This window comes from Flavobacteriales bacterium (assembly GCA_026129465.1).
GTDB lineage: Bacteria > Bacteroidota > Bacteroidia > Flavobacteriales_F > PHOS-HE28 > PHOS-HE28.
The window spans coordinates 3,546,225-3,563,228 of the sequence record JAHCIA010000001.1; the positions used below are offsets into that span (position 1 = coordinate 3,546,225).

At 63.9% G+C, this 17,004-nt stretch carries 9 protein-coding genes; 3 read left to right on the top strand and 6 right to left on the bottom strand.

Features of this window, described 5'->3' with window-relative positions; all coding sequences use genetic code 11:
* Positions 1-16: 16 nt before the first annotated feature.
* A complete protein-coding gene (locus tag KIT10_15020) occupies positions 17-4,288 on the bottom strand; it encodes a gliding motility-associated C-terminal domain-containing protein (GenBank protein MCW5900575.1) in 4,272 nt (1,423 codons plus the stop codon).
* A gap of 49 nt (positions 4,289-4,337) precedes the next feature.
* Positions 4,338-5,333, bottom strand: coding sequence for a 6-phosphofructokinase (gene pfkA, locus KIT10_15025; protein ID MCW5900576.1), 996 nt, complete (start codon positions 5,331-5,333; stop codon positions 4,338-4,340).
* Positions 5,334-5,452: 119 nt separating this feature from the next.
* Here pfkA and KIT10_15030 point away from each other — a divergent pair, with 119 nt between their 5' ends.
* Complete coding sequence (locus KIT10_15030) at positions 5,453-7,801, top strand: TonB-dependent receptor (GenBank protein ID MCW5900577.1); 2,349 nt, start codon at positions 5,453-5,455, stop codon at positions 7,799-7,801.
* A 58-nt stretch (positions 7,802-7,859) separates the two neighbouring features.
* On the top strand, positions 7,860-8,462 hold the full coding sequence (locus KIT10_15035) for a L,D-transpeptidase (GenBank protein MCW5900578.1): 603 nt from the start codon (positions 7,860-7,862) through the stop codon (positions 8,460-8,462).
* Between the two features lie 20 nt (positions 8,463-8,482).
* Here the strand turns inward: KIT10_15035 and purE are convergent, their stop codons facing one another.
* The 4 genes from purE to KIT10_15055 all read right to left on the bottom strand — a co-directional run bounded on the left by purE (position 8,483) and on the right by KIT10_15055 (position 11,917).
* A complete protein-coding gene (gene purE, locus KIT10_15040; protein ID MCW5900579.1) occupies positions 8,483-8,986 on the bottom strand; it encodes a 5-(carboxyamino)imidazole ribonucleotide mutase in 504 nt (167 codons plus the stop codon).
* A gap of 10 nt (positions 8,987-8,996) precedes the next feature.
* A complete protein-coding gene (locus tag KIT10_15045; protein MCW5900580.1) occupies positions 8,997-10,154 on the bottom strand; it encodes a 5-(carboxyamino)imidazole ribonucleotide synthase in 1,158 nt (385 codons plus the stop codon).
* Between the two features lie 32 nt (positions 10,155-10,186).
* On the bottom strand, positions 10,187-10,801 hold the full coding sequence (locus KIT10_15050) for an outer membrane beta-barrel protein (protein ID MCW5900581.1): 615 nt from the start codon (positions 10,799-10,801) through the stop codon (positions 10,187-10,189).
* Positions 10,802-10,903: 102 nt separating this feature from the next.
* Positions 10,904-11,917, bottom strand: coding sequence for a zinc-dependent metalloprotease (locus tag KIT10_15055; protein MCW5900582.1), 1,014 nt, complete (start codon positions 11,915-11,917; stop codon positions 10,904-10,906).
* Between KIT10_15055 and KIT10_15060 the strand changes: the two genes are divergently transcribed.
* On the top strand, positions 11,880-16,937 hold the full coding sequence (locus tag KIT10_15060) for a T9SS type A sorting domain-containing protein (protein MCW5900583.1): 5,058 nt from the start codon (positions 11,880-11,882) through the stop codon (positions 16,935-16,937). The two genes, KIT10_15055 and KIT10_15060, sit on opposite strands and share 38 nt — an antisense overlap.
* Positions 16,938-17,004 lie beyond the last annotated feature (67 nt).

The window sequence follows — 17,004 nt, forward strand, 5'->3', positions numbered from 1 at the left end:
CCCGATCTCCGGATCGTCACTTCAGAAGGGTCACCGTGCCCATCATGTCGCGCTGGATCCGGCTGTACCCATCGCTCACGATCAGGTGCCACACGTAGACACCCTGCGGCAGGATCTCGCCTTCGTTGCGATACCCGCCATTCCAACCCACCGTGTGTTCGCGCGTCTCGAACACGATGTGGCCCCAACGATCATAGATGATCAGGTCGTACCGTTCGGGATCGATGCCGAGCACCGAGGGGATGAACACATCGTTCAAACCATCCCCGTCGGGTGTGAACGCGTTGGGCACGTACGGTGTGAGTTCATCTTCCACCACGACCTCCACGCAGAATACATTGGTACAGCCGAGTGCGCTCGTGGCGGTCAGGCAGATCTCGTACGTGCCTGCGAGCGCAGGTGCGATGGTCAACGCGAAGGAGGCTCCTCCGGTCAAGGGCTGACCGTCCAAGGTCCAGGTGTATTCCACGCCGGGGGTCGGGCCATGCGTCACACTCACCGTGGGATCCTCGGTGCTCACGCGCAAAGGGGTCACACTGAACAATGCCGGAGGGCCTGAGGAGACCACGACCGCATCGGCGATGGTGACAGTTCCGGTGCAACCGTGCGCGTCGGTCACTTGAAGCGTGACATCATATTCGCCTGCGTACCCATAGACATGTGACGTGCTGGGGACGGAAGCATTGCTGAAGCCATTGCCAAAACTCCACAATGCCGATTGGAGTGGTCCAGGGGTGGTGTTGATGAATTGTACCGTGAGGGGCGCGCAACCGCTGGAAGGTGCCGCGATGAACGAAGGCACAGGCACAGGCCAAAGGCCTACGGCCACCGTGGCCGTGGAAATGTTGCCTGCGCATGCTCCGGTGCCGTTCACCGTGTACACATATGCCCCAGGGGTGTCCGCAGTGGGGTCGAAGGCTCCGGAGCTTGGGCCATTGGGTCCTGTCCAGGAACCGCCGGGTTGTGCTCCTGCGCCGAGACCATTGTTCAGCGCGGTGGCGACGCCATTGGCGCAAATGGTGATGGCGCCATCAGGACCGGCGTTCGGCAGGCTGGCAATGGTCAGGGCCACCACGGCTTGGGCGGAAGGGCAGGGGGGCGTACCGGTCACGGTATAGGTGTAGTTGCCACCGATGGCCGTGGCCGGATCGACCGAGGTCACCACCTGGCCCAGGGGATCGGTCCATGTTCCGCCGGGATCCGGTGTGCCGCCCAACCAGCCGGAGGGGTCCGTTACCGGCGCATTCTCGCAAAGCGACAACTGGCCACCGATACCCGCCTGGGGCGGTTGCACGATGTTGATCGTCAATACGGCACTTGCGGAAAGGCAAGGTGGTACGGCGGGGATGGTATAGGTGTAAGAACCACTTGCGGCTAAACCAGGATCCAAGGTGCCCGGTACTTGAGCACCCCCTGGGCCGGTCCATGTGCCGCCGGGATCCGGGCTTCCACCTAACAGCGAGGTGAGTCCCACGGGCGCACCGGAACTGCATAAGGATGCGCTGGCGTTGCTGCCCGCGTTGGGTTGTGCGGTCTCGTTCACGGTCACTGTGGCGGTGGCATTGACGCAGGGCGGTGGCGCGGTCACCGTGTAGGTGTAGATGCCGGGCGCATGGATGGCGGGATCATAAGTGCCGCCGAAGGCACCGCCACCAGGGGCTGTCCATGTGCCGCCCGGCGCGGGGTTGCCACCGAGTTGTCCGAAGAGATTGGCCGGTGCGGAACTCTCACACAGCGTGATCGCGCCGGGAGAACCGGCACTGGGCTGCGGCACGATGGTCAAGGTCAAGGTGGCCTGCGCGCTCACGCAGGGTGGCGCGGCGCTGACCGTGTAGGTGTAGTTGCCGGAAGCGGCCGTCGCGGGATCGAGTGTGCCGGGCACCTGCCCACCCCCGGGGCCGGTCCACGTGCCACCGGGATCCGGGCTTCCACCCAACAGCGAGGTGAGTCCCACGGGCGCACCGGAACTGCAAAAGGATGCGCTGGCGTTGCTGCCCGGGTTGGGTTGCGCGGTCTCGGTCACGGTCACCGTGGCGGTGGCATTGACGCAGGGCGGTGGCGCGGTCACCGTGTAGGTGTAGATGCCGGGCGCATGGATGGCAGGATCATAAGTGCCGCCGAAGGCACCACCACCAGGGGCTGTCCATGTGCCGCCTGGCGCGGGGTTGCCACCGAGTTGTCCGAAGAGGTTGGCCGGTGGGGAACTCTCACACAGCGTGATCGCGCCGGGAGAACCGGCACTGGGCTGCGGCACGATGGTCAAGGTCAAGGTGGCCTGCGCGCTCACGCAGGGTGGCGCGGCGCTGACCGTGTAGGTGTAGTTGCCGGAAGCGGCCGTCGCGGGATCGAGTGTGCCGGGCACCTGCCCACCCCCGGGGCCGGTCCACGTGCCACCGGGATCCGGGCTTCCACCCAACAGCGAGGTGAGTCCCACGGGCGCACCGGAACTGCATAAGGATGCGCTGGCGTTGCTGCCCGCGTTGGGTTGTGCGGTCTCGTTCACGGTCACTGTGGCGGTGGCATTGACGCAGGGCGGTGGCGCGGTCACCGTGTAGGTGTAGATGCCGGGCGCATGGATGGCAGGATCATAAGTGCCGCCGAAGGCACCACCACCAGGGGCTGTCCATGTGCCGCCCGGCGCGGGGTTGCCACCGAGTTGTCCGAACAAGTTCGTGGGTGCCGAGGTCTCACACAAGGTGATCGCGCCCGGCGTGCCCGCACTGGGCTGAGGCACGATGGTCAAGGTCAAGGTGGCCTGCGCGCTCACGCAGGGTGGCGCGGCGCTGACCGTGTAGGTGTAGTTGCCGGAAGCGGCCGTCGCGGGATCGAGCGTACCGGGCACCTGCCCACCACCAGGGCCGGTCCACGTGCCACCGGGATCCGGGCTTCCACCCAACAGCGAGGTGAGTACCACAGCCGCGCTGGAACTGCACAAGGAAGCAGTGGCATCCAGGCCAGCGTCAGGCTGCGCATTCTCGGTCACCGTCACCGCGGCGGTGGCATCCGGGCATGGTGCCACGCCAGTCACCGTGTAGGTGTATACACCCGACGTATGGGTCGCTGGATCGTAGGTGCCGCCGAAGGCACCGCCACCTGGGGCCGTCCAACTGCCACCGGGCATCGGGTTGCCGCCGAGATAGGTCGCCAGATCCGCTGGAGAGCCCGTGCTGCAGAAGGAGACGCTTCCATTCGTGCCGGCATTCGGCGCGGGGTTCACCGCAACGTTCACAGTGGCTGAGACCGCTGTGCAGGGGGGAGGTGCGTTCACCGTATAGGTGTAAACCCCCTGCGCATCAGTGGCGGGGTTGAAATTGCCACCGAACGGTTGTCCACCCGGACCTGTCCACGACCCCCCGGGGGTGGGCGATCCACCGAGCTGGCCGAGGAGGGCGATGACCGGATCGGAAGAACAGACCGTGACCGAACCATTCGTGCCCGCGCTGGGCTGTTGTGTCACCGACACATTGATCACGGCTTGCACGGTGCAGGCGGGTGACGCGTTGGTGACGGTGTAGGTATATGCCCCGGCCGGATCGGTGGCGGGATCGAAGGTGCCCGGGTGTGGCACGCCCCCGGGTCCCGTCCAAATACCACCTGGTGTGGGTGCGCCGCCGAGGACGCCGAAGAGACCAACAGGCGCTGCGGTGGAACACAAAGCGAGTGGGCCACCTGTGCCGGCGTTCACCGGGCAGGCGGCGATGGTGGCCGCCAGCACGGGGATGGGATCGTTGCCACAGGCCGCGCTGCCCCATGATCCGGTCTCACTGTCGCCGAAGGTGTTCACCGTCACGTTCGCATTGATGCCGTTCACACAGGCCGGCCCGCTCACCGTGGTGATGGTCCAGCAGAACTGCCAGTTCACAGCGCCGGTGCAGAAATCCCCGAAGTTGTTGCCAGGGTTGGCGTCCGCCGGGATGTTGTAGTTGTAGAAAAAGCCCGGACCCTGCGGGCCGATGTTGGTTCCTGCCGTGCCCTGTACGCTGTTGTACCAACCCCAGGTGCCGGTGCCGGAGCAGGAGGGGGGCGGTGGTCCGGGCACAAGTGTGCTCATGTCCCAACCGGGTCCGAAATTGGCCACGATACCGTGGAACCAGTTGGAGTTCGTGGAGTTCCAAAAGGTGACCGTGAAACAGAAGGTCACCGTTTCCCCACAACCATAAGTGCCGCCATTGGCCGGTGGCGATGCCGTGAAGACCCATCCCTGCATGCAGGGTTGTGCGGCCACCGGGGCCAGAAGAAGACCCAGATGCCAGGTGAACAGGAATTTCAGCGTGCGGGGTGTCACCATGTGGTGTGCTTCGGAGTGGATGACCGATCCGCGGTTCCCTTGGTTGTCTTCAAGTCGCCAGGATGTGCAACACACGATAAAGGTCGGGGTCGAAAGGCTTCTTCCCGCCGATCGCTTCGGCGAAGGATGTGAATACGACCTGGCCGCAGACGAGTCCCGCCATTGTACCGTGTCCGCCCGCCGCGAGATGCTCCACGGCAGCCACCCCCAACCTGCTCGCCAGTATCCTGTCATTCACGGTGGGCGATCCGCCGCGCTGCAAATGGCCCAGCACCGACACGCGTATGTCGAAGTGCGTGGTGCGCTGCTTCACCTTGCGGGCGATGTCGAAGGCCCCGCCTTCCTCATCACCTTCCGCCACCACCACGATGCTCGAGGACTTGCTGGAGGCCGCGCTTTCCAGTGTATGCACCAGCTCGTCGATGCCCTGCAACTGCTCCGGCACCATGGCATACTCGGCCCCTGCCGCCAGCGCACTGGCCATGGCGATGTGGCCCGTATCGCGTCCCATCACTTCCACGAAGAAGAGCCGGTCGTGCGAGGAGGCCGTGTCGCGGATCTTGTCGATGGCTTCCACCGCCGTGTTCACTGCCGTGTCAAAGCCGATGGTGTGGTCCGTTCCCGCCAGATCGTTGTCGATCGTGCCCGGTAGTCCCACCACGTGCGTCCCGTGTTCTTCATGCAGCACGCGTGCCCCGGCGAATGTGCCATCGCCACCGATGGCCACCAACGCATCGATGCCCTGCCCAACCAGATTCGCTGCCGCTTTGGCGCGGCCTTCCTTCGTGCGGAAGTCCTCGCTCCTCGCGGACCGCAGGATGGTGCCGCCGCGTTGGATGATGTTGCTCACATCGCGCGGGCCCAGCGGACGGAAGCGGCCCTGCACCAGACCGTCGTATCCGCCTTCGATGCCGGAGACCTGCCATCCCGAATGGATCGCGGTACGCACCACGGCCCGGATGGCCGCATTCATGCCGGGGCTGTCACCGCCGGAGGTGAAGACACCCACATGGCGGGAAGCTGCGGAGGATGTTGTGGCGGACATGGTGGATGACTTGGACGATCGGTCGCCAGGAGTGCCGAAAATAGCCCTTGGTCGCATCTTCTCCTCGGTGATTTCTGCAACCCGGTTGCATGAAGGCTGAACCTCTGTAATTTCGCGGCGTGTGGCCGGTGAAGCGTTTCCCAGTGGGATGGATCGTCCCGGTGCTGTGCTGCTCGCTATCGTTCCCCACCCAGGCCCAGGATCCCAGTTGTACCCTGGTCCTTTCCGGCAACGTCTTCGACGAGCACGACCGCACCCCGCTTTCGTATGCCGAGGTCTTCCTGCCCGGATCCGGCAAGGGTGGTATCACCGATGAGCATGGCAACTACCGTGTCACCGGGATATGCCCGGGCACGCACGTGGTGCGTGTCACACACTTGGGTTGCGAACCGGTGGAGCGGCGCATCACCATGGACCGTGACATGGTGGCGAACTTCAAGCTGGAGCACCATCATGAGGAGTTGCGCGAGTTGGAGGTGATACGCAAGCGGCCCGATGAGAATGTGGGCCTGGCGCAGGGCGAATTGGACAAGAATGCCATGGAGAAGGCCGCTGGACGGGACCTCGCCACAGTGATCGCCACCCTGCCAGGCGTGAACATGCTCACTTCGGGTCCCACCATCGGCAAGCCTGTGATCCATGGCCACTCGGGCAACCGGGTGCTCATTCTCAACCAGGGCGTGCGGCAGGAGGACCAGCAATGGGGCAACGACCACGCGCCCAACCTGGACCCCTTCAGCAGCGATCGCGTCACCGTGGTGAAGGGAGCGGCATCCGTGCAATATGGTGCCGACGCGATCGGTGGGGTGATCATCACCGAACCGGTGGAGCTGCCGCGCACGGCGGGTGTGGGCGGTGAATTGCGATCGGTGGGCATGTGGAATGGACGCGGTGGCGGCGTCCATGGCATGCTCCAGGGCGGCGTGCGCAGCGTACCCGGTCTCGGCTGGCGTGTGCAGGGATCGGGCCGTCGGTTGGGCGATTCGGAAGCACCAGGCCATGTCCTCAGCAATACCGGGCTGCGCGAAGCGGGTGCCTCGGTGGCCGTGGGGCTGCATCGTCACTGGGGTGGCGGATCGGTCTACTACAGCCTGTTCGCCCGCGAAATGGGTGTGTTGCGTGCTGCGCACATCGGTAACCTCACCGACCTGCAGAACGCCATCAGCAGCGGTGTGCCATGGTACCAGGCACCTTTCGGGTACGACATCCTGCCTCCACGTCAAACGGTGATGCACCACCTGCTGAAGACCGAGGGCCGCTACCGGCTCAGCGAACGCGACATGCTGGTGCTCACCTATGCCTACCAGACCGACGACCGCCAGGAGTACGACAACCGGCGCGCCGGCCGCAACGAGCGCCCCGCATTGGATCTCTTCCTGCTCACCCACACCGCCGATGCCGTGGTGAACCACTGGCTGGGGCCGCATGTGCATGGCAAGGTGGGCGTCAGCGGCATCTACCAGGCGAACTACAACATGCCGGGCACCGGCATCCGGCCACTGATCCCCAACTACGCCAAACAGAGCGGCGGGGTCTTCGTGCTGGAGCATTTCCCGGTGAATGAAGGATTGGAGCTGGAGGCCGGGGCTCGCCTGGAGGGTACCGGCCTTCGCGTGGGTCGTTTCAACCTGGCGAACGAGTATATCGTCAGCGAGCACGATTTCTTGAACCACGCGCTCAGCGTTGGGGGCACCTGGTCTCCACGCGACAGTCTCGCGCTGCGGCTCAACATCAGCTCGGCGTTCAGGCCTCCGCATGTGAGCGAGTTGTACAGCGAAGGCCTCCATCATGGAGCCGCCGCCATCGAGCGTGGCGACCCGCGGCTCACGAGCGAACGATCCCTCAAGGCCGCTTTCGACATCGATGCGTACGCTTTCCACGATCGTTTGCACACCCAGGTCACCTTGTACCACGATCGTGTGGCCGGCTACATCTACCTGCGTCCTGCGGGTTTCGAGCTCACCATCCGCGGGGCGTTCCCCGTGTTCGACCATGTGGCCACCGACGTCGTGCTCAATGGCATGGACCTTTCCCTGGAGTACCGGCTGGTGCAGGACCTCGCATGGCGCACACGCGGAAGCATCGTGCGCGGCCGCGACATCACCCAGGGCGAGTGGCTCTTCCAGATGCCCGCCGATCGCATGGAGAACGCGCTGCTCTGGCGACGACCGACACTGGGCACATGGCGCGGGGTGGAGGCCGCGATAACCAGCACCATGGTGGCGAGGCAGTCACGCGTCCCGCCAGGCCTGGACTTCATGGATGCGCCGGAGGCCTATCACCTGCTCGGCTTGTCCCTGTCGGCGGCGAAAGCGGTGGGGAGGAACGAGTTGCGCATGGGCGTGCAAGGCAACAACCTGCTCAATACCTCCTACCGCGACTACCTGGACCGCTTCCGCTACTTCGCCGATGCGCGAGGACTGGACCTCTCGGTATGGCTGCGCTATGGCTTCGGTGCGCACCGGTGAACACACGTAATAGCGGTGGCCAGGCGTTACCCGGTCACGCGCCAGGCATTGCGGGATCATGCGACGGATGTTCTACCAGGCATTGTTCAGTGTCCATCTGCTGGCCGCCTGTCAGCAGCCGCCAGCCGTTATCATGCACGCCGGGGATCGTGCCCATATACCGGACAAGGTCGATCGGGACCTGCGGACCATCATCGAGGAGCGCGCCATTCCGGACGACAGCGTGCGGCTGGTGGTGCGCAAGGCCGCGCGCCTGTTGATGGTCGTCGCATCAGGCGACACGCTGAAGCGCTACCCCTGCGTGTTGGGTGAAGCGCCCGTGGGCGACAAGTCCATGCAGGGCGATCGATGCACACCGGAAGGGACCTTCACTTTTCGCGACAAGTACCCGCACCGCGAGTGGCACAAGTTCGCCTGGATCGACTACCCGAACGAGGAGAGCTGGCGCCGCTTCCGGCAGCGCAAGCGCGATGGGCTTATCCCGGCGAACGCGGCCATCGGCGGGGAGATCGGCATCCATGGCGTGCCTGAGGGCATGGACCATTGGATCGGCATGGGGCACGACTGGACCTTCGGCTGCATCGCCATGCGCAATGCCGATCTGGATGAGCTCTGGACCTGGATCAGGCCGCGATCGTCCATCCTGGTCATCCTGCCTTGACCGGATCGACCCGCGGGGCGCTACTTGTCGAAGTCGTTGGGATAGTGCTGGCGCAGTGCGGCTATGCCATCGCGCACCTTGTCCTCCTGCTCGCCCTTGAAGGCGGCGAGACGCTCGGCGAGCTTGTCGTCCGAAATGGCCAGGATCTGCACAGCGAGCAGACCGGCGTTGCGTGCACCGTTCACGGCTACGGTGGCCACAGGCACGCCATTGGGCATTTGCACGATGCTCAGCAGCGAATCCCATCCATCGATGGAGTTGCGGCTCTTGATGGGCACGCCGATCACGGGCAGCGTGGTGAGCGAAGCCACCATGCCGGGCAGGTGGGCGGCGCCTCCTGCCCCGGCGATGATCACCTTGATGCCGCGGTCCGCCGCGCCCTTCGCATAGGCGAACATCCGATCGGGCGTGCGGTGCGCGCTCACCACGGTGAGTTCGTGCGCCACACCGAATTCCTTCATCGTGTCCGCGGCCTCGCGCATGATCTCCAGATCGCTGCGGCTGCCCATGATGATCCCTACCATGTTCGCTGCTTTAGTTGGTGGTGGGTTGCGGTTCCTCTTTCTGCGGCACCACGCGGCAATGTGTGCGCGTCACCGCGATGGCCTGGTCCAGTCCTGGGTGATCGGCCGCCATCACGGTCACGTGGCCCATTTTCCGGCCCGTGCGTGTCTCGTACTTGCCATAGAGGTGCACGAAGGCGGCGGGCAGATGGAGCACGTCGTCCAGGCCTTTCAACCAGGGTGCACCAGTACCGCCTTCGCCGACCAGGTTGACCATGGCGGCATGGCCACGGAGGTCGGTATCCCCCAATGGCTGCTCCAGATAGAGACGCAACAATTGGTCGAATTGCGAGCTGGCGCAGGCCTCGATGGTGTGGTGCCCGCTGTTGTGCGCGCGTGGCGCGGTCTCGTTCACGAGCAAGGCGCCGGCGGCGGTGAGGAACATCTCCACGGCGTAGATGCCCGGTTCGCCGAAGGCCTCGGCCACGCGCATGGCCAGCCCGCGTGCTTCGTGTTCCACATGCGCATCGATCCTGGCCGGCGCACGCAAATGGTCCACCAGGTTGTAACGCGGATCGAAGACCATCTCCACCGGATCGTAGGAGACCTGCACGCCCAGGTGCGACCGCACTACGATCACCGCCAGTTCCATGGCGATATCCACTCGTTGCTCCAGAACGGCAGGTCCGGGAAAGGCCTTCGCCGCATCGGCGGCGCCATCGATGCGCATCACACCCCGGCCGTCGTAGCCACCGGTACGCGCCTTGAGGAAGCCGGGCAGCAGCTCGGTGTGCGCGGCGATCCCTTCCGGACCATCGACCAAGGCGAATGGTGAAGTGGGCAGTCCGTGATCAGCATAGAAGGTCTTTTGTAGGCCCTTGTCCTGGATGGTCCGCAATACGGCGGGGTCAGGGATGACGCGCTTGCCTTGCCGCTTCAGGTCCTCCAAGGCCTCCACGCTCACATGCTCGATCTCGATGCCCACCACGTCCGCGTCGGTCGCGAAGGCCAGGACGGTATCGCGATCGTTGAAGGATCCACAGGTGAAGCGGTGGGCGATCCCGGCACAAGGCGCATGGGGATCGGGGTCGAGCACATGCACCCGGGCATCGTAGCGCAGGGCGTTCTCGATGAACATGCGGCCCAACTGGCCACCACCGAGGAGCGCGATCACAGGGGTCTGCGCCATGTGCGGCAAAGATAGCCGGTGGCGCGAGGCGGTCAGCGTCGCCGGCGCGTCGCCTTGCTGAATTGCACCACGCGGTAGCCCAGCGTGAACTGCAGGCTGCGGTTCCGGGGGAACAGGGCATCGTCGGCTTCGAGCACGGGCGTCATGCCGCTGTAATAGCGCAGGGTGAGGTCCACCCCGGAGCGGAAGTCCACGCCCATGCCGCCGTTGAAGCCCACATCGATGTTGTTGAAGCGCTGGCTGACATCCTCCCATTCGCCCGCACCCTGGCGTTCCATGGCGAAGAGCAGCTTGCCGGCCTGGACGCCCCCCTGCAGGTTGAATCCGTTGCCGGTGTACCATTTCAGTGAAAGGGGGCCCTGGATGTAGATGGTGCGGTCGATCACGGGGTCGCCCTTTGGTTTGCGGTAACCGGAACCCATCGCCGCCACCAACAGTTCGGGCTGGAGTTCCAGTCCGGGTCCGACGCTGATCGGCGCGTAGAGGCCCATGACGGCCCCGGGCAGGGGGAAGTTCTCGATCACTTCGGAACGTGTGGTGCTCATCAGGGGGCCACCCTTGATGCCCAAGCCGGAACCCTGTGCCATCAGGCGGCTGATGGATAGGGAGAGAATGGTCAGCAGGAGAAGGCCATGGGTGCGGCGCATGTGCGGGGATCTCTGTTTCGCACGCGCTCGAACGTGAATGGGCCCTCCGGGGTTACACCGGTCGGGACCCCGGCCCATACCAAGGGCATCGACCCCACCGAATTATCGATCACTGACGATCAGCGGCATGACCACCCTGCGGTCCTGCTCCAGGATCGACAGCAGATACCCACCCGCAGGGAGGTTGGTCAGGTCCGACCGATGCACCGGCCCAGTGGCCAGTTCCTTCATGACGGAGCGCCCCAAGGCATCGTAGTAATTCAGATGGACCGTACCCGGGCCTAGTCCTTCCACCACCAATAGGTCTTGGGTGGGGTTCGGGAATATGCGGATCCCAGGCGTGCCATGCTCGGGCATGGCGGTGGACAGGCCGCATCCCGTGGCGGTCAGCAGGCTCGCCCGAAGGCCATTCAGTACCCCGTTCATGTAGGTACATTGTTGTGTGGTGAACATGCTGAGGCAGGGCGCATAATCGAGGAAGTTCTCGAATTGTGTCAAGGTGCCGCATTTCTGCAGGTTGCTATTCCCGCAGCTCCAGGTCGGGGAATCGGTATTGGGCGTATCGGCGATGCCGTCGTCACTGAAACAACTGTTGCCGTCGAAGGTGTGGCGAAGGCCGAAATAGTGGCCCGCCTCATGCGTGGCGGTGCGTGTGGTGAGCGTCATGCCGTGCTGGTAGTCGATCACCAGGCCGTCGTTGGGGCTGCCCGCCATGCCGCCTGTGGGCAGGTAGGTGTAGCCGCTCACGATGCCCCAGGAACCGCCGTTGATGTCGCACACCCAGATGTTCAGGTACTTGGAGGGATCCCACGCGCTGATGCCCAGCGGAGGCGACTTCATGGCGTGTGGTTGCCAGTTGGGGTCGAACCAGGTGGCCGTGGTGAAGGTGCGCGTGATGCCGTTGGTGGGATCGCCCCAAGGGTCCACCTGCGCCAGGCAGAACCTGATGTCCGGGTTGCCGATCATATTGACGAAGGCGGGGCGCACCGAGGCGAGGTCCGGATTCTCCGCGTTGAAGTCCTGGTCCATTTGCTGGATCACGGATTGGATCAATGCGTCCGGGATGTTCTCGGCCTGCGTGTTCCACACCACATGCACCACCACGTTCGCTGCCATCAATGGTGGTGGGCAAGGCGGCGCCAACATCCTCGTGGAGATCACGGGCAACACCACCGAGACGGGCACCGCCGTACTGAACCAGGGCGCCTGGACCACACTCACCGTCCAGCCCAGTGGTGGTGCATCGCGCACCATCACCGGCAACCTGGCCGCACCGCTCATCAACTTGAATGGCGCCGACAACGTGACCATCGATGGCCTGAACACCGGCGGCAATTCGCTCACGATCTCCAACACCAACAACGGCACCACCAGCGGCACCTGCACCATCCAATTCATCGCGGACGCGGTGAACAACCTGGTCACGCGTTGTACGCTTTTGGGATCGTTCAGCAACAGCGCCATCACCACCAATGGTGGCGTGGTATTCTTCGGCGCAGGGGCGATCGCCACAGGCTGCGACAACAACACCATCAGCTTCTGCGATGTGGGCCCGGCGGGCAGCAACCTGCCGGTGAAGGCCTTCCACTTCGGAGGCAGCAGCGGTTCCGAAGCCTTGCGCAGCAGCGGCAACGTCATCGACAACTGCAGCATCTACGATTTCTTCCTCGGCGCGGGTCCGAGCGCGGGCGTCTATGTCAGCTCCAACGACGGCACCACCGAGCTTACCATCAGCAACAACCGCTTCTACCAGACCGCCGCACGCAGTCTCACCAGCAGCAGCCAGCATTCGTCCATCTGGATCGCCAACGCCAACGGCAATGGCTTCCAGGTGACCGGCAACACCATCGGCTACGCCTCATCCACGGGCACGGGTACATACACCTTCAGTGGTATCGGCGGGTCCACCTTCGTGCCCATCTTCCTGAACACCGCCTCTGTCCTCCCTTCCAACGTCACGGGCAATACCATCACCGCCATCGCTTTGAGCGGAGCCATGAACGGGACATTGGCCGCATCGGTGCCTGTGCGCCTCATCGGCAGCAACGTCGGCGCCATCAACATCAACAACAACACCATCGGCAGCCAGTCCGCCTTGGACGCCATCACCTTCACCACCTCCAGTGGCTCAAACGCCGATGTGAACGCCATCCACAAGAACGGGGCGGGTACGCTGAACACCAACGGCAACCAGATCGGTGGCATCACTGTGGGTGGCACGGGTGTCGCCGCTTCCCGCTTTTATGGCATGCGGGCGAACAATGCTGCGGGCACCAACTGGACCTGCAATGGCAATACCATCGGCGGCACGGTGGCCAACTCCATCCGCAGCACCACCACCAATACGGCCACGCAGGTGCAAGGCATCATGTTCTTCGATGCGAACCTCACGGCGGAGAACAACCTGATACGGAACCTGACAGCCGCCAATGGGACCGGAGCGAATAGTACGGTCTCTGTCGGGGGTATCGTATGTCAGAACAATACGGGCACCAGGGTCATCAGAGGGAACACGATCCATTCCTTGAGCAACACGAACGCGCTCGGAGGTATCTCGGCGACCGGGATCAACTTCGAGGCCGTGGTTTCCGCCACGAACGTGGTGGAGGGCAACTTCATCCATTCGCTCCGGCTTGGCAGCGGTGGTGGTACGATGAATGGGATCTATATCGGCTCAGGCGGCGCGTCGATCCGCAACAACATGGTGCGGCTTGGGATCGATGCTGACGGAGCCTCCATCACACCCTCGATCTTCATCAATGGGATCTACGAGAATGGTGGTACGAATACCATCTGGCACAATAGCGTGTACATCGGAGGAGCCGGTGTGGTCGGCACCAACAATACGTGGGCGCTTTTCAGTAATGTGACGGTCACCCGTGATATCAGGAACAACATCCTATGGAACGCACGGTCCAATGGTTCCGGGTCGGGTTCGCATTTGGCCATCCGGGTGAACTCGACCAACATGAACACCAACCTCACCAGCGACCACAACTGCTTGCGGGTTACTGGCACGGGCGGTGTGTTGGGGAACAATGGCGCCAACCGCATCGACCTGGCCGCCTGGCAGGCCAGCTTCGCCCCGGCGACCAAGGACCAGAACAGCTTCTCCTCTGACCCGCTCTTCATCGCGCCCGAGGGACCCGCCACCGGTGTTGGCGCGGTGGACCTGCACATCCAGCCCGCATCCGGTTCTCCGGTGGACGCTACGGGCGTGTTGATCGCGGCGGTGGCCGTGGACTTCGACGGTGACGACCGCACCGATCCGCTGACCACACCGGTTGACATCGGTGCCGACGCGGGGAACTTCTCCGCAGGCAGCCCGTGCAGTGGCCTGCCCGATGCGGGCACCGCATCGGCCTTGGACACCGAGTTGTGCGATGGCGAGAGCGCCGTGCTGGAGAGCGATGCGGTCAATACCGACTCGGGCATCGTGTACCAGTGGATGGTCTCCAACGTGACCGGCGGGCCTTACAGCAACGCCACAGGCACCGGTGCCACCACATTGAATTTCTCTTCCAGCGCTTTGGCACCGGGTACCTACTACTTCGTGCTTCGTGCGCGCTGTGTGAACGAGACCATACCGGATGGCGACAGCTTCTCCAACGAAGTGGAGGTGACCGTATATCCCACACCCGCGCCGACTGTCAATGCCGGTGGTCCTGTGAGCTTCTGCCCCGGTGGCAGTGTCACGCTCTCATCCTCCATTGCGGGCGACAGCTACTTGTGGGTGCCCGGTGGCAGCACCGATCCCAGCATCGTGGCCAGTGCGGCGGGCTCTTACACCGTGACGGTCACCACCAACGGCTGCCCGGGCACCAGTCCTGCGGTGGTGGTGTCCATTCTGCCCGCGCCTTCAGGCGTCACCGCCGATGCGAGCGAACTGGCTGTTTGCGCGGGTGATGAGGTCGACCTCTTTGGCGCGGTTTCCACGTTGCCGCCGCATTTTCCGCTGAATGAAGGATTCAACGCGCCCACCAGCTCTTGGACGAACGTGAACAATTCCTCAGGCGGTTCTCCTCCCAATGGCGCGGATTGGACCCTGCGGCCAAACGGATACAATCCCGGTGGGGGTTGGTCAGGGGCCATCAACAGCAATGATGCCTCGCAATTCTTCCTTGCCAGCCGAACGCTTCAAGGTGGTTCGGGTACGGCCGACGTGGAGTTGATCAGTCCCCCGTTCAGTACCCTGGGAGTCAGTACCGCGAGCCTGTCCTTCTTCCATTTCCTGGAGATCTTCGACTTCAATGGATTCGGACGTGTCGAAGTTTCTACCGATGGCTCGGCTTGGACCACGGTCGCCAATTACCCCAATACCAGCATCGGTTCCCGCACCAATTTCTTCAACCAGGTGCTGAGTTTGAACGCCTATGTCGGCGAGCCCACGCTGTATCTGAAGTTCCGGTACAGGCAGACTTTTGGCAATGGTGGCTGGGCGATCGACAACGTGTCCGTCAGCGGCGCAGCTATTCCGGCCTACAGTTGGACCTCCGATCCGGCGGGCTTCAGCAGCGGTGCACAGAACCCCACCGGCGTGCAGATCGATGAGGACATCACCTTCACGCTTACCGTGACCCACCCCAGCGGTTGCACGACTTCCGACGATGTGACGGTATCGATCGACCTCACCGATGGTGATGGCGACGGTATTCCGGATTGTGTGGACAGCTGCCCGTTGGTCTTCGGCGAGGTGGGCGACCCCTGCGACGATGGCTACCCGGATACGGTGCTCGATGTGCTGGGTGGTGATTGCATTTGTGCAGGTGAGCCTTGCACCGCCGACCTCTACATCGCCTACGACCAGACCACCAACTACCAGGATGTGGTGTGGACCATCTACGAGCAGTCTACGAACATCGCCGTGCAGACCGGCGGCTTTGGCCCCGGCGCCGGCAGCGCCACCACCTGCGTGCCCGATGGCTGCTACTACCTGCGCGTGACCAATAGCGGCGGCAACGTGGTCTCCGGCGGCTATCGCCTGGTGCTGGATTCCGCCAATGTTTCCAGCGCCTACGGCAACCTGCGCATCATCGACAACCGGGGCAACCTGGTGCTGGGTCCCGGTGGCGACAGCGGCATCAGCAACAACGAGGGCTTCTGCATCACCAATGGCTTCATCGGCAGCGATGAGCCCATCTACACCAGCTGCGACCGCTACTGGTGGAAGAGCGGCGACTACCTGGTGGCGAGCGAGAACGCCACGGTGAGCGCCGAGTTCGGCGGTCCATATGCCAGCACCAGCGGCTACGAGTTCTGGTTCTACGACCCCAACGGTGGCCTCAGCTTCCGCAAGACGCGCGTGCACACCGTGAGTGATGGCTTCGCGCCCAACAACGCGGTGCGCGCCTGCCACATCAAGCTCAACAACTGGGCGGCCGCCAGCCACCTGCAGAACGGGGTGCTCTACAACGTGCGTATCCGCGGCGTGGTGGCCGGCAACCCGATTGGTGAGTACGGCCCCGCCTGCCGCGTGGTGCTCGATCCGGTGCTGGCCCAGTGCCACCCCACGGGCTTGAACGACATTCCTGGCAACCCCAACTTCAGCTGCGGCGTGGACCGCATCTGGGGCGGGCCCAACCAATTGGCCAACCGCATTTTCTGCCGCCCGGTGGCCGGTGCCAACCGCTACCAGTGGGAGTTCACCAATGCGAACGAGACGTATACGGCCATTCTGGAGACCACCGGCGTGCAGCGCCACCTGAACTGGAGCAGCCAGCCCGCCATGCAGACCGGCAGCAGCTACCAGGTGCGTGTGCGCGCCAGCAAGGACAATGGCGGCACGTGGTGCGAATGGGGCTGGACCTGTCAGGTGACCATCGTGCCCAGCGCCGCGCCGGGCAACGAGAACCTGGCCCTGGAAGGCGAGGCCGCCAGCAACCTGGCCCTCTGGCCCAACCCCAACAACGGCCAGCAAGTGTGGATCACCCTGGATGAGCTGGCCGCCGAGGTGGGCGCCGTGGCCGTGGACCTCTACGACCTGAGCGGCCAACGCGTGATGGCACGCGAGATCGCCACCCAAGGCGGACATCTCTACACCAACTTCGACCTCGGTGGCATCGCCGCCGGCACCTACCTGGTGTCGATCATCGCCGGGGAGCAGCAGCACGTGAAGCGGCTGGTGGTGCAGCCGTAGTTTCGAGGGACGCGATCCCTCGAAACAAGGCATAGCAAAGGGCCGCTCCCGCAAGGGAGCGGCCCTT